This is a genomic window from Blautia sp. BIOML-A1, assembly GCF_009883055.1.
Classification (GTDB): Bacteria; Bacillota; Clostridia; order Lachnospirales; family Lachnospiraceae; genus Blautia_A.
The window spans coordinates 1-14,358 of the sequence record NZ_WWVR01000019.1 but is presented as its reverse complement, the minus strand read 5'-3'; the positions used below and the strand labels follow the sequence as shown (position 1 = coordinate 14,358).

The 14,358-nt window shown below is 41.8% G+C and carries 13 protein-coding genes; all 13 read left to right on the top strand.

All coding sequences use genetic code 11. From position 1 onward, the window contains the following. Positions 1-88: 88 nt before the first annotated feature. The 13 genes from GT674_RS09845 to GT674_RS09785 all read left to right on the top strand — a co-directional run bounded on the left by GT674_RS09845 (position 89) and on the right by GT674_RS09785 (position 14,260). Positions 89-1,087 carry a BMP family protein gene (locus GT674_RS09845; protein ID WP_161285529.1) on the top strand — a complete coding sequence of 333 codons (999 nt, stop codon included), beginning with the start codon at positions 89-91 and terminating at the stop codon, positions 1,085-1,087. 113 nt (positions 1,088-1,200) lie between these two features. After that, the gene (locus GT674_RS09840) at positions 1,201-2,730 is read left to right on the top strand and encodes an ABC transporter ATP-binding protein (RefSeq protein ID WP_192926009.1); all 1,530 of its coding nucleotides are present in this window, start codon (positions 1,201-1,203) and stop codon (positions 2,728-2,730) included. Next, a complete protein-coding gene (locus GT674_RS09835; RefSeq protein WP_161285528.1) occupies positions 2,727-3,797 on the top strand; it encodes an ABC transporter permease in 1,071 nt (356 codons plus the stop codon). The genes GT674_RS09840 and GT674_RS09835 overlap by 4 nt, the downstream gene beginning before the upstream one ends. Before the next feature lie 2 nt (positions 3,798-3,799). After that, positions 3,800-4,720: an ABC transporter permease gene (locus GT674_RS09830; RefSeq protein ID WP_161285527.1), complete on the top strand. Its 921-nt coding sequence runs from the start codon at positions 3,800-3,802 to the stop codon at positions 4,718-4,720. A 157-nt stretch (positions 4,721-4,877) separates the two neighbouring features. Continuing rightward, on the top strand, positions 4,878-5,330 hold the full coding sequence (locus tag GT674_RS09825) for a hypothetical protein (RefSeq protein ID WP_161285526.1): 453 nt from the start codon (positions 4,878-4,880) through the stop codon (positions 5,328-5,330). Positions 5,331-5,582: 252 nt separating this feature from the next. Then, a complete protein-coding gene (locus GT674_RS09820; RefSeq protein ID WP_161285525.1) occupies positions 5,583-6,815 on the top strand; it encodes an Ig-like domain-containing protein in 1,233 nt (410 codons plus the stop codon). A 79-nt stretch (positions 6,816-6,894) separates the two neighbouring features. After that, positions 6,895-7,671 (top strand): phosphoribosylformimino-5-aminoimidazole carboxamide ribotide isomerase, encoded by a 777-nt coding sequence (gene hisA, locus GT674_RS09815; RefSeq protein ID WP_161285524.1) that lies wholly within the window; start codon positions 6,895-6,897, stop codon positions 7,669-7,671. A gap of 520 nt (positions 7,672-8,191) precedes the next feature. Continuing rightward, entirely contained in the window at positions 8,192-9,337 is a 1,146-nt protein-coding gene (locus GT674_RS09810) for a YARHG domain-containing protein (RefSeq protein ID WP_161285523.1), read from the top strand. A gap of 138 nt (positions 9,338-9,475) precedes the next feature. After that, a complete protein-coding gene (locus GT674_RS09805) occupies positions 9,476-10,564 on the top strand; it encodes a class II aldolase/adducin family protein (protein WP_161285522.1) in 1,089 nt (362 codons plus the stop codon). 219 nt (positions 10,565-10,783) lie between these two features. Next, a complete protein-coding gene (locus tag GT674_RS09800) occupies positions 10,784-12,181 on the top strand; it encodes a radical SAM protein (RefSeq protein WP_161285521.1) in 1,398 nt (465 codons plus the stop codon). Between the two features lie 269 nt (positions 12,182-12,450). Then, positions 12,451-13,227 carry a glucose-1-phosphate cytidylyltransferase gene (gene rfbF / locus GT674_RS09795; protein WP_161285520.1) on the top strand — a complete coding sequence of 259 codons (777 nt, stop codon included), beginning with the start codon at positions 12,451-12,453 and terminating at the stop codon, positions 13,225-13,227. Between the two features lie 13 nt (positions 13,228-13,240). Further along, positions 13,241-13,420: a DUF6472 family protein gene (locus GT674_RS09790; protein WP_161285519.1), complete on the top strand. Its 180-nt coding sequence runs from the start codon at positions 13,241-13,243 to the stop codon at positions 13,418-13,420. Between the two features lie 18 nt (positions 13,421-13,438). Beyond that, complete coding sequence (locus tag GT674_RS09785; RefSeq protein WP_161285518.1) at positions 13,439-14,260, top strand: DNA-3-methyladenine glycosylase family protein; 822 nt, start codon at positions 13,439-13,441, stop codon at positions 14,258-14,260. Positions 14,261-14,358: the final 98 nt, after the last annotated feature.

Genomic DNA, 14,358 nt, shown 5'->3' with positions numbered 1-14,358 from the left:
ATCAATAATCGTACGTTAAACAAAAGACAAAAAAGTTACACAAAGTAATACACGGCAGGGAGACCGTGGAAAAAGGAGGAAATTCAATATGAAAAAAGCATTAGCAGCAGCGGCACTTTGTGGTGTACTGGCCACAGCAACTATGACAGTACCGGTAATGGCAGATGATCCGGATTATGCAGGAATGAAGATTGTTCTTATCCTTCCGGGAAGCATTGATGACCAGAGCTGGAATGCAAGTAACAATGCAGGTGCAAAGGAATGTGACGAAGAACTCGGAACCTCCATTGAGGTTGTTGAATCTGTTCCGGTAGAAGAATTCGAGTCCACTTTTACAGAATATGGTGAGAAAGGCTATGATCTGGTAATGGCAGCAGGAAGCCAGTTTGATGAGGCAAGTGCAGCAGTAGCACCTCAGTATCCGGAGACTGTATATACTGTTATTAACGGAACTGCAAGTGATTCTGACAACATGGTTCCTGTATTCCCGAAAGAATATGAAGGCTCTTATCTTGCAGGTATCATCGCAGGATACACTACAGAGAATGGTAAATTTGCTACAGAAGGTGGAGAATCCAATGCAGCAATGGTAAAACTTCTTGATACCTATGAAGGTGCTGCCAAGGCAGTTGCAGAAGAAAGAGGTATCGAAGGAGCAGAAGCAAACAGATCTTTCCTGAATACATGGACAGACGTTTCTGTAACAAAATCCATGACAGATCAGATGATCGACAATGGCGCAGATACTGTTTTCTGCTATTCAAATGAAGGTGCATCTGGTGCTGTTCAGTCAGCAGAAGAAAAAGGTGCAAAATTCGTTGCATTTGCAGCAAACAAAAACGATGAGAGCGATTGTGTTGTAGCATCCGTAAACATGAACTGGTCAAATGTTTATCCGTGGATCGTTAAAGGAATCGCTTCTGGTGAACTGAAAGGTGCTCAGGAAGTTGGTGTAGCAGAGGGCGTATTTGAGCCAATCTATACAGACGCAGTTACAGATGAGTGCAAGAGTGCAGTTGATCAGGCAGTACAGGATATTACAGATGGCAAGATCGATTTCACCCAGTATTTCTCCGAAGCAGAATAAAAGTTACTGTGAGCAGTTACGAATAAAAACAGTTGATGAAGAGAATATGCGTTTACGAATTGACAGTGCCGAAAGGCACTGTCAAATTTGTAAGGAGAGGAGTTGGCGAAATCATGAACGAGCCTGTTATAGAATTAAAACATATCACCAAGCGTTTTGCCAAGGTATTAGCCAATGACGATGTTTCCATTACGATCCATAAGGGCGAAGTTGTAGCTCTTCTGGGTGAGAATGGGGCCGGCAAGAGTACGATCATGAAGATTTTGTATGGTCTGTATCATGCAACATCAGGAGAGATATGGATCGATGGCAAAGAACGTAAGATAGCAACACCAAAAGAAGCAATGGATGCCGGTATTTCCATGATTCAGCAGCATTTTTCACTGGTTCCGGCTCATACAGTCACAGAGAATATCATTCTTGGAAACTGTAAGGGAAAACTGGATATTAAGAAAAAAGAAAAAGAAATCCAGGCACTTGCAGAAAAGTACGGATTTCAGGTACCGGCAGGAGAGTATGTAAAGAATCTTTCCGTAGGAACTCAGCAGAAGGTTGAGATTTTAAAGGCACTTTATCTGAATGCCAGAGTCCTGATCATGGATGAACCTACTGCTGTGCTTACACCTCAGGAGATAGACACTCTGATGGAATTTGTCCGCCGTTATGTTGAGCAGGGCAACTCTGTAGTATTTATTACACATAAGATGCGAGAGGTTATGGCAGTCTCAGATACGATCGTAGTTATGAGAAACGGAAGCATTTGTGGAACTGTAAAGAAAACAGATACCTCAGAGGCTGAACTGGCACATATGATGATTGGTCGTGAACTGGAAACACTGGAAAAGCCGGGAACGGAAGATATGAGTAATCGCAGAGTACGCCTTGCGGTCAAAGATTTAAGCATTAAACCGAAGGATCATACCCCGCTTTTGGAAGATATCAATTTTGAGATCCACGAGGGAGAGGTTCTTGGATTTGCCGGAGTTTCCGACAATGGACAGCAGGAACTCTGTGAGGCAATTTATGGAGGAATCCCGATTACATCCGGAAAGATCGAGCTGGACGGAGAGGATGTCACAAACGAGTCTGTCAAAGACAGGATTAAACTTGGTATGGGATATGCGGCAGCTGACCGTTATCGTTATGGAATGGTTGCAGAGATGTCTATGTCCGAAAACATGCTTCTCAAATCCAGCTATCTGAACAAATGGGTCAATCATGGACTGATCCGCTGGTCAGCACTTCACCGTTACACAGAAGACAGTATCAAACAGTACGCGATCAAAGCACCGGATCACACGGTTACGGCGGGAAGTCTCTCTGGTGGAAATCAGCAGAAAATGGTTGTAGCCAGGGAAGTTGATATGGGCGACAAACTGATCATTTTTGACCAGCCAACCCGTGGACTTGATCTTGGTGCGATCAACTATGTTCACAAAACAATTCTTGGTGAGAGAGATAAAGGAAAAGCGGTTCTTCTTGTCTCAACAGAACTCTCAGAGATCTTTGCACTCTCCGACAGGATTGCAGTTCTTTATAAAGGAAAGATCATGGGAATTTTTAAAAACGGTGAGCTTACAACGGAGAAGATTGGACTGCTGATGGCTGGTGTGCAGCCTGAGAAAGAAGGTGCAGAATCATGAAACAACAGAAAAAAGTAGCAGAGTTTCTTTGGTGGACTGTTCTGGCGATCATCCTCGGACTGGTGATCAGCTTCGCATTTTTGCCGCTGCTTGGTGTCAATCCGATCGAGTCTCTGAAGATCATGCTTTCAGAAACATTTGCAGATAAATTTTCCATGGGAAATATCCTGGTAAAGACAACGCCTCTGATTCTTACCAGCCTTGCATTTGCTTTTACATATAAAGCAAACCTTTATAACATCGGTGCACAGGGGCAGTTTTATGTAGGATGTATCTGTGCGGTTGCAGTTACCCTGCAGCTTCAGACGAAGGTTCCGGGACCTGTGGTTCTGATCGCTGCCTGCCTTGCAAGTATGATCGGTGGAGGTCTTACAGGATTTATCATTGGTTTTCTCAAAGCAAAATTCAATGCAAATGAGTTCCTGGTAAGTATGATGTCAACCTATGTTATTACCTATGTCATGCAGCTCCTTTTAAGAACCGTTCTTCAGGAGTCCAAACATGAATATCTTAAGACAGATTATATTGATAACTCTGCGTGGCTTCCCAAAATCATCAAAGGAACTTCGGTTTCTCTGGGTATTGTAATTGCAGTTATAGCGGCAATTGTGATCTGGTTCATTTTGTACCGTACTTCTATGGGATATCGCATTCGTGTCATGGGATTTAATCAGGATGCAGCGGCAATGTCCGGTATTAATCCGAAGACGCAGTGTATGCTTGCGTTCTTTATCAGTGGTGCAGTTGCAGGTCTTGCAGGTTTTACCGAGATCAATGGTATGCAGCATATGCTTCTTACCGGACTGGAGTCTGATATCGGTTCCTATGGAATTGGTATTGCGATTATGGCAAATGCAAATCCGATCGGTGTTATTTTTGCAGCACTCCTGTTTGGTACACTTCAGGTCGGAGGTACTGCACTTGGACATTCTACAGATGCACCGGCGAGTGTTATTGACGTAATGCTTGGTTTCGTCATGCTGTTTGTACTGATGTCTTTCTTTGTAAGAAAGAAGCTTGAGATTAGAAGCATGAAGAAACAGAAACTCCAGAAAGGAGAGGTTTGAGTATGCAGATTTTTGTGAATTTGATTACAAGAGCTATTTTTATGAGTACGCCTCTTGTTCTGGGCGCATTAGGTGAGGTTCTGGCAGAACGCACCGGTATGATGGTAACAGCGATCGAGGGTATTTTCCTCGTTGGTGCATGGGGAGGATTTATCGGAGCCTATCTTTCCGGAAATCTTCTGATCGGATTTCTGCTGGCGATGGTCTGCGGACTGATCGTGGCACTTCTTTATGGCGTGACGACAATTTATATGCATCAGCATCAGATTGTAATGGGAACTGCAGTTGCGATCCTTGTAACAGGATGCTGTACATTTTTTTATCGAGTAATCTTTGGTATTCAGACGGTGCCGCTTAAGGTAAGTATTCTCAAAACCATAAAGATTCCTCTGCTGAGCAAAATTCCGATCATCGGTCAGGCAATTTTTTCACAGAATCTGGTGACTTATTTCACCTATATTCTGGTGCCGATCATGTTCTTTGTGATCTACAAGACTTCTCTTGGACTTTCCATGAGATCCTGTGGTGAAAATCCGGAGGCAGCAGATGCGGCTGGCATTAACGTAACACGTACACGTTTTCTTGCAGTGGCAATAGCGGGATGTTTAGGTGGTATCGCAGGTGCTTATTATCCACTGTGTAATGTAGGTATGTACAATGCAGAGATTATCGGCGGACGTGGATGGATCGCATTTGGTATCTGTTTCCTTGGAAACTGGAACCCGGTCGGGGCACTGATCTTTGGTGTCATCTTTGGTATTTCCGATGCACTTGGTATTTTTGTCCGTGCAATGGGAACTTCCTCTGTTCCAAGTGAGTTGTTCAGTGCATTGCCATATATTCTTGTTATCATACTGACCGTATGCAGAAAACAGTTTAATGTACCGGCAAAACTCGGTGCAAATTATGTAAAAGAGGATTAAAATTTTATGGGCATGTGTCTTTCGCGGCACATGCCTTTTATGATGAAAAGGTTCGGCTTCTATATAAAATTTTTCCATCTTCTTCCAGAATAGGATTTTAGATTTTGGTACATATTATTACCACAAGATAAAATCCATGGTAAAGGAGAATGACAGAATGAAAAAAACCAAAGGGATCCTGACAGGTACATTGCTTGTAATGGCTCTGGGAATGCTGACTGCCTGCGGAAGTAATAACAATAAAGCAGATGAGAGTGGAACTGTGACAGAAGACAAGAAAGAAGATAACACTAAGACAGATAATACCGAAACCGATACACGGGATGATGAGGAAAATGGAAGCAATACAGATACAAATTCCGGTGCGGATGATACTGCTATAGACAATGGAGATACCGTGTCAGAGGAAACGGAAGAAAATAGCGGCACAGTGACGGACGATAGCAGTGAAACTCAGGAAAATAATATGGATAACACAAAGGATAAAAAAAATAACGACGGAACGGTATCCGGTGCACTGGGAGATGGAGTCAAAGATCTTGGAGACGGTGTCGGCGATGCAGTGGAAGATGTAGGAGATGCTGTCGAGAATGCAGTAGACGGACGATAACAGGTTCAGGGAATAGTAGACTGTGAACAGTGTCACAGAATGTTTACTTTAGCATGATAAAGTGAAAATGCTTGCATAAAATACAAATTCATATTATCATATTTTCAGGGAAAACCTGAACAGAATCATGAAAAGCCTCCGGATCTGTCAGAATCCGGGGGCTTTTCATTAACTTCCAGAGAAAATATAAAGCAAATATGTAAAACAACTGTTGTATACTGGAAGTATCAAAGGAAGGAGAGAAAATATACTATGAAAAAAATTGTCAAAAAATGCATGGTTTTACTGTTCGTCTCAATTATGTTCATTACGGCTGTACCTGTGACAGCACAGGCAGCATCCCAAAATTCTTCAATCAACATGAATATTTTTAAGAAGAAAAATGTGCAGAAATTGTTTGAAAGTATGTCGTGGCAAGCACGACCAGGGTTCAAAAATCAGTCAGAACTGAAAAAGAAATTACCAAACATTGTTCGCTGGGATTTTGAGTATGGCAGTTTATATAATCGTCGACGTTTTGAATCATATGGAGATGCAGATATTCTGGTTCCCAAAAATATCGTTTACAAACATATACAGGATGTTTATGGAATCAAAGTAAAAAGTGTAAAACTGCCTGTAAAAAAAGGAAAATATTTATTAAAAGAACTGTGGTGTCAGGATACACATACACCGAAATATTATCGAGCAGTCCGTACAAAGGCAGGAGCCACAATTACAGTAAGAGTGAAGGATATTTCGGGATATTATGATGGAAAAGTAGTATTTACAGTAAAACCTGCACGAAACTCCAGAGGATTTGTAATAACATCTACGAAATATTCCAGGGAGACAAGACCAACATTTGTTGTTTCCTGCAGCAGAACCGGCTCTCAGAAGCTTACAATGAAGGTAAAGTGTTCTAAGAGTGGGAAACTTACGTGGAAAAGTTCTAATAAAAATGTGGCTACGGTAAATAATAGTGGCGTGATTACAGCCAGAAAAAACGGACAGGCAACCATTACAGCCAGTGTAAAGTATAATAACAAAACTTACTCTGTATCGAGAAAACTAACTGTAAAATCGAGAAAACAGTATGGCTCGTGGAGTAACTGGTCACTGGATCCGGCATATGGTAACAGCTATCGTCAGGTCAGGACTACGACTCTGTACAGATATTATTGTTTCTTGTGTCCCGTATGCGGGGGAAGAGAGCCTTTACAGGGAATGAGTGATTGTCATCAGTACAGACTTACACTGGATAATGGCGTTGTTGCCTGGTTTACAACCCCATATTCTGCTTCAAATTCTGCTCCATACAGTTATGCATCTTATAAAAGATACACATTCTCGCTGGGCGATGGGCAGAGATGGAATTTCAGTACAGGAAATATCAATGATCATGCTGTCGGAACAAAAGATACAGATTCTCCGGCAGTTGTCATTCGCACAGGATACAGTACGCGCAGTATCAGTACCAGTTATTATATCAGTTCGGTCAGCTGATGAATTTTGCAGGAAGCAGATATGATGTAGCTTTCGGCTGTATGAGAAGCATAATAACAAAAAAGAGGAGAAACAGTTTATGAAATTTCGTCCATGCATCGACATACATAATGGAAAAGTAAAACAGATCGTAGGCGGCAGTCTTAAGGATGCCGGAGATCAGGCAAAAGAAAACTTCGTATCCGGACAGGATGCAGCTTTTTATGCAGAATTATACAAAAACGCCGGACTGAAAGGTGGACATGTTATTCTTCTGAATGGAAAAGATTCTGAATACTACGAAGCCACCAGGAATCAGGCAATCAATGCCCTCAAGGCATATCCAGGAGGGCTTCAGATCGGCGGCGGTGTCTGCCCGGAAAATGCAGAGGATTATCTGAATGCCGGTGCAAGCCATGTCATTGTTACTTCCTATGTGTTTAAAGATGGAAAACTTTCCTGGGAAAATCTTGCAAAGATGGAGCAGGCAGCAGGGAAAGAACATCTCGTACTTGATCTCAGCTGCCGCAAAAAAGATAACCAGTATTTCATTGTCACAGACCGCTGGCAGAAATTCACCGATGTACCGGTTACTCTTGAAGTGATGGAAGAACTTGGAAGCCACTGCGATGAATTCCTGGTTCATGCGGTAGATGTAGAAGGCAAAGCAAACGGTATTGAGACAGAGCTTGCAGACCTTCTTTCCGAATACCAGAAATGCCCGATCACCTATGCCGGAGGTGTGGGAAGCATGAAAGATATTGAACTTCTGAAAGTCCACGGAAAAGGCAGGCTCGATGTGACAGTGGGCAGTGCACTGGATTTGTTTGGTGGAACGATTCCATTTGAGACTCTATGTTGTCTTCAAAAGATATGAGAAAATACAGTTGGATATAGATTAATAGTTTTCTCCTAGGTTACCCATATAGGTATATTGCAACGAATTTTGTAAAGTTGTAAATAAAAGCAAAAATCAAAGCATTCGTCTGATAAATATTAACCCAAAATAACCAGAAAATTATACAGAAATAAAAACGGAACAAATATGTAAATAGGTTATTGTAAGATGTTAATGTAAGATCAATACGGGTTAAAGGAGAGAAAAGTGATGAAAAAAAAGTATGTTTTTATTTTACTTATGGGTGCATTATTGTTGAGTTAAATGGTAATGATTATTTTTCAGGATATTTTATTTTGGAAAATGAGGATGGTGAAATAGTAGCAGAAGATAATGAAGCATTTGCTCGATTAGGACAATAAGCGGGAATCCTTGGCAATTCAATTCCCGAGATGAAAGTGCAGGATTGTGCGTATCCGCACAAAAATATAACAACAAAATTTATTTCTTATCGGAAGAGACCTTAAACATGTCTATTCAGGAGAGGGAGAAAAGGAATATGAGAAATACAATGAAAAAGACCTTACTAAAAGTATTATTAACGGCATCTGTTTTAAGTGTGAGCCCGGTTGTGGCAGCTGAAAGTAATGTGGTTTATGCGGCGGAAAATGATTATATTCTGCCTGACAGTGACAGCAGGGCGTATACATATGATGAGCTTTCGAATCTGTCTCAGGATGAACTCAGGCTTGCCATAAATGAGATATATGCAAGGCATGGTAGAATTTTTGATGCAGCGGATCTGCAGAATTATTTCAATTCAAAAAGCTGGTATAACGGAACTGTAAGTGCGGATGACTTTTCGGAAAGTGTCTTTAATACTTATGAAAAAAGCAATGTAGACCTGCTCAGTTCAATAAGAGAGGGAACTGCGACCGGAACTGCGGCAGGATCCGCAGATGGTCATACAGTTATTGATGATGCAGCTGTCAAAAAAATGCTGAACGGAGAAATTGTAGAACTGGGAACTGACTGTATGCTGGATCTGAATCAGGATGGAAATAAAGACTGGCTTCATCTTACGTTGATCAAAATAGAATATCCGGATACATATACATTAACTGTTAGCTCAGAATCACTGTCAGATAAAGGTGAAAATGTAAAAGAAGACCTGTATGGAGTCAGCCTGAATGGAAAAGACATATTAGTTATGGTATATGAATACGGACCAAGTGATGATCCATTGACTACATTTTTCAGCTATGATGGTAATACACTGAAAAATATTGGACAGATTGCTACTAATCCGGAGAACATGAAGGTCGACAATGGAGAGATAAAAACAAAGACCAGATGCAATATTATGGGGACAGCGGCTATCCAAACGAACTGGTCAGTGAATGGTTCCGGTTTCATAGAAGAAGTACCTCAGAATATGTATGAATACAGTTTGGACTTTTCATATCCGGGAAAATCAGAGGATTATTTTGTATATCTTAAGGAAGATATAAGCGTATATTCGGATATGGACGAAAATTCTGAAGAAACTGTGATGGAACCACAGAATGCATGTTTCACATATACAGATTCCGAGAACTGGGTTTATGTCCAGGGAGAAACAGGACAGGGTGGCTGGCTTTGCGTAGCAGGCTGGGATGCAGGTGACCAAAGAGCCACGTTTGATAATTTGCATTATGCAGATTAAGAAACTATAAAATAAAAAAATGTAACAGCTACAGTGAGTGAAACAGAAATCAACCTTCCAGAAGCAAGAAAAGGATTGTTTTCCTCTTCCAAAGTGCTTATAATTAAATAGATAATAAAAATGGGAGGAATTTCAATTATGGATCTTTCAACTTTAGTAAAAATGTCCAATACATATGGAAGTAATCCGGCTTATGTTCTGGCTGGTGGGGGAAATACTTCTGTCAAGGATGACACAACACTTTATGTTAAGGGCTCAGGCACACAGCTTGCCACGATCAAGGCAGAAGGCTTTGTCAAGATGGACAGAGCGCGCCTGAATGAGATCATGAAAACAGAATATCCGGCAAATGATGTGGAACGTGAGTCTGCATACCTTGCTGATGTCATGGCGGCGGTGACAGACGATGACAAGACCAAACGTCCAAGCGTAGAAGCACTGCTCCACAATTTATTTGCCTATACTTATGTACTGCATGTTCACCCGACTCTTGTCAACGGCCTGACCTGCGGAAAGGGCGCACAGGCACTTTGCGAGGAACTTCTGGGCAAAGATGTTCTCTGGATCGATATCTGCAAACCGGGATATACACTTGCACGCATCTGTTACGAGAAAATGAACGCTTACAAAGAAGAATTCGGCAAAGATGTTCAGGTTCTTCTGCTTCAGAATCACGGAATTTTTGTTGCGGCAGATACCGTGGAGGAAATCGGCGTTTTATTTGACGGTGTTATCAATAAATTAGAGAAACAGGTAAAGAGAACAGCTGATGTGAGCGATGCTGTCACACCTGAAAAAGAACAGGCAGCACAGCAGCTCTCCGAGTTACTGGGACATGCTGTAGAAGTTGTGCCGGCAGCAGAAATGGACAATTTCGTAAAGGACAAAGCATCAGCAGCACCGCTTCTGAAACCATTTACTCCGGATCATATTGTGTACTGCGGACCATATCCGTTATTTGTAGAGAATATCGATCAGGCAAAAGAAGCACTGGACGCATTTATGAAAGAGAATGACAAAGAACCACGCCTCATTCTGGTACAGGGCGTTGGCGGCTTTATTATGGAAGATGACAAGGGAAAAGCTGCAAAAGCACAGCTCCTGGTCAAAGATGCCATCAAACTTGCAGTATATGCAGAGAGCTTTGGCGGAGCACTGCAGATGACAGATGACATTACATATTTCATTACACACTGGGAAGCAGAAGCATACCGCAGCAAGAAATAAAGACAATCATTTCTTATAGAGAGATCAGGTAACGAGGTCAGTGGTGAAATTATTTACCACTGACCTCTTTTTGTCCATTGAAAAAGGAAGCTGCTGATGAATATAATGAAGATGATAAAAAAATAACAAACACCTGAGGGTTTTCTTCCATTTTGAGGAATACAGATCTGAAAAAACAGATAAGGTAATAAGGAAGATGAAACAGAGGAGGAAATACTAATGAATAAGATAACACATGCAGCAGCAAAGAAAATTTTTTCAGGAGTTATAGATTATGCACTTGGCCAGGTAAACAAAAACCCTGACGAGGCGTATGAAAAGATTATTGATATTGCAGAAAAGAACATGAAGGATCTGCAGACAGATGTGAACTGGGAATATATCAGAAAGGTTGCCTGTAATCCGGAATATACATTAAACCGTTACATAACTTCCATGGTAAAAGAACTTCACCCGAATGTGCTCAAAACCACACTTATGAATCTTGGATTTGAAGCCTTCTATAATGGAACCAAAACAATCCGTGAAATGAGAAAAATCCATAACTGTAATATTCCGTGGATCATTCTGATGGATCCAACCAGTGCATGTAATCTTCATTGTACAGGATGCTGGGCAGCAGAATACGGCAATAAACTGAATCTTTCTTTTGACGATATGGATTCTATCGTGACACAGGGTAAAGAACTTGGTATTTATTTCTATATGATGACCGGTGGAGAACCGATGGTAAGAAAAAAAGATATCATTGAACTTTGCAGGAAACATAATGACTGTGTATTCTTTGCATATACCAATGGTACTCTTGTCGACGAAGCACTCTGCAAACAGATGCAGGAGGTCGGAAACCTGTATCTTGCACTGAGCGTAGAAGGAGAACCAGAGGTTAATGACCTTCGCCGTGGAGAAGGTGTCTATGGCAAAGTTATGCATGCGATGGATCTGCTGAAAGAACATGGTCTTGTGTTTGGTACTTCTATCTGCTATACAAGTGCAAACTACAAGAGCGTTACCAGCGAAGAATTTATCGATATGCTTGTAGAAAAAGGCTGTCGTTATGCTCTCTATTTCCACTATATGCCGGTTGGAAATGAGGCTTCTGTTGATCTGCTTCTGAATCCGGAACAGAGAATTTATGTGAAGAACCGTGTAAGGGAGATCCGTAATATGGAGCATGGCCCTGGAATTTTTACCATGGATTTCCAGAATGACGGTGAATTTGTAGGCGGATGTATCGCAGGAGGAAGAAACTACTTCCATATCAATGCAAATGGTGACGCAGAGCCTTGTGTATTTATCCATTATTCCAATGGAAATATTCATGAGAATACAATCCTTGAGATTCTGAAACAGCCTCTGTTCATGGCTTACCATGACAACCAGCCGTTTAATGACAATATGCTCCGTCCATGTCCGATGCTGGAGAATCCGGAGATCCTGCAGCGCATCGTAAAAGAATCCGGTGCACATTCTACAGATCTTCAGTCCGAGGAGACACCAGAACATCTCTGCAGCAAGTGCGTACATTATGCAGAAGAATGGGCTCCGGTGGCAGATAAACTGTGGGCAGAAGACAAAGCAGCAAAAGAAGCAAAGAAAGCTGCAAGAGCAAAATGATCACCAAAGGTGATTTGGAATGCATTTTGACCAAGTTACTGCGAAAGGAGTGAACAGTAACGATATAAAGAGCACCTCTTTGCATCCTCTTAGATCGAGGATGTGAGGAGGTGCTTTCCATGTTTATGCCAAAACACTTCGCGGGACAGATACGGGCACATTCTTTGATGAGCGATAAGCACTTCCTTTTTTTCAGGGATTGTATTAGAATAGAAAATAAAATGATCATACATGAAAACAGATAAAAGGAAATGGATTGGAGAATAAATATGAAAGTTGTGATTTTAGCAGGTGGTTTTGGAACCCGTATCAGTGAGGAGAGCCATCTGAAACCGAAGCCGATGATCGAGATCGGAGAGAAGCCGATTCTCTGGCATATCATGAAAATGTATTCGGCATATGGATTTAATGAATTTGTGATCTGCTGTGGATATAAGCAGCATGTGATCAAGGAATGGTTTGCAGATTATTATCTTCACAACAGTAATATTACCTTTGATTTTACACAGGAAAACAAGATGATCGTACATAATAATGTCCTGGAGCCATGGAAGGTGACTCTGGTGGATACCGGTCTGAACACTATGACAGGAGGACGTATCAAGAGAGTAAAGGAATACCTCGATGGGGATACTTTTATGCTGACGTATGGAGATGGCGTGGCAGATATTAATATCCGGGAGCTTCTTAAATATCATCGTTCTCATGGCAGGATGGCAACGATCACCGCGGCACAGCCGGGAGGTCGTTTCGGTATCCTTGACATCGAAAATGATGGCACGATCACCAATTTTAAAGAGAAGAAAAAAGAGGATGGCGGCTGGATCAATGCAGGATTTATGGTTCTGGAGCCTTCCATCATGGATCTTATCGAGGGAGACGATACTGTGTTTGAGAAATATCCGCTGGCAGAAGCGGCACGTATGGGACAGCTGAATGCATACCGTCACAGAGGTTTCTGGCAGTGCATGGATACGCTCCGTGAAAAAAATCTCCTGGAAGAACTCTGGCAGAGTGGAAAAGCACCATGGAAGATATGGGAATAGGAAAGAGGATACGATGAAAGCAACAAGTTGTGATTATTGTGCAAATTATGCATATGATGAAGAGAGTGAGAGCTATTTCTGTGATGTGAATCTGGATGAGGATGAATATTATCGTTTTATCAGCACGGAATACAAGGAATGTCCGTATTATCGCTCCGGTGATGAATATAAGGTAGTTCGACATCAGATGTAGAGAGGAATTGGAGCGAAAATGATTACTGTAGAACTGGATAATTTCAGTCTGAAAGAAATCTGTCAGTCCGGACAGTGTTTTCGAATGAGAGAGACAGAAGAAAATACATATGAACTGATCGCGGGAGACCAGTATCTCAAGCTCACACAGGAAGGAACGATCGTAACTTTTTATTGCAGTGACGTGGAGTTCCTCTGTTACTGGGTCCCGTATTTTGATCTGGATGCGGATTATGGGGGATACATAGAAAAAATCAATCCGCGGGATCGTTATCTCTGTGCGGCGGCAGCGAGTGGCAGTGGGATCAGAATCCTCAGACAGGATCTTTGGGAGATGATCATTACATTTCTGATCTCGCAGCAGAACAATATCACCAGGATCCGTGGATGTATTGACAGATTATGTAAACGGTACGGTGAGAAGAAAGTGTCTTTGGATGGCATGGAATACTGGAGTTTTCCAACTCCACAGCAGCTGGGAACTGCGACAGAAGAGGAACTTCGTGCACTTGGAATGGGATATCGCGCCAGATATCTGGTGGAAACTACGCAGAGCATTCTGAAGGGAGAAATTTCTCTGGAAAAACTTTACAATATGCGGTATTACCGAAGAGCAAAACAGGAACTTATGAAACTCAGCGGGGTAGGCGAAAAGGTAGCCGACTGTATCTGTCTGTTTGCACTTCACCATATGGATGCTTTTCCAATTGATACACATATCCGCCAGGTTCTGGAGGAACATTATAAAAGAGGATTTCCAAATCGTCGATACCATGGACTTCGTGGCATCATGCAGCAGTATATTTTTTATTATGAACTGACGCAACGATTCAGAAGGTAGTATTCCGCGAGGCGTTTTGGCATGTTTTTTGCCAAAATCCCGAGACATACAAGGCAAAATGCCATCACCGAAGGTGATTTGGAATGCATTTTGACTCA

Bases quoted from the DNA above. Each gene is read 5' to 3' on its own strand.
- GT674_RS09805 (WP_161285522.1), top strand. From the start codon at position 9,476: ATGGATCTTTCAACTTTAGTAAAAATGTCCAATACATATGGAAGTAAT.
- GT674_RS09800 (WP_161285521.1), top strand. From the start codon at position 10,784: ATGAATAAGATAACACATGCAGCAGCAAAGAAAATTTTTTCAGGAGTT.
- GT674_RS09845 (WP_161285529.1), top strand. From the start codon at position 89: ATGAAAAAAGCATTAGCAGCAGCGGCACTTTGTGGTGTACTGGCCACA.
- GT674_RS09790 (WP_161285519.1), top strand. From the start codon at position 13,241: ATGAAAGCAACAAGTTGTGATTATTGTGCAAATTATGCATATGATGAA.
- GT674_RS09820 (WP_161285525.1), top strand. From the start codon at position 5,583: ATGAAAAAAATTGTCAAAAAATGCATGGTTTTACTGTTCGTCTCAATT.
- GT674_RS09835 (WP_161285528.1), top strand. From the start codon at position 2,727: ATGAAACAACAGAAAAAAGTAGCAGAGTTTCTTTGGTGGACTGTTCTG.
- GT674_RS09830 (WP_161285527.1), top strand. From the start codon at position 3,800: ATGCAGATTTTTGTGAATTTGATTACAAGAGCTATTTTTATGAGTACG.
- rfbF (WP_161285520.1), top strand. From the start codon at position 12,451: ATGAAAGTTGTGATTTTAGCAGGTGGTTTTGGAACCCGTATCAGTGAG.
- GT674_RS09840 (WP_192926009.1), top strand. From the start codon at position 1,201: ATGAACGAGCCTGTTATAGAATTAAAACATATCACCAAGCGTTTTGCC.
- hisA (WP_161285524.1), top strand. From the start codon at position 6,895: ATGAAATTTCGTCCATGCATCGACATACATAATGGAAAAGTAAAACAG.
- GT674_RS09785 (WP_161285518.1), top strand. From the start codon at position 13,439: ATGATTACTGTAGAACTGGATAATTTCAGTCTGAAAGAAATCTGTCAG.
- GT674_RS09825 (WP_161285526.1), top strand. From the start codon at position 4,878: ATGAAAAAAACCAAAGGGATCCTGACAGGTACATTGCTTGTAATGGCT.
- GT674_RS09810 (WP_161285523.1), top strand. From the start codon at position 8,192: ATGAGAAATACAATGAAAAAGACCTTACTAAAAGTATTATTAACGGCA.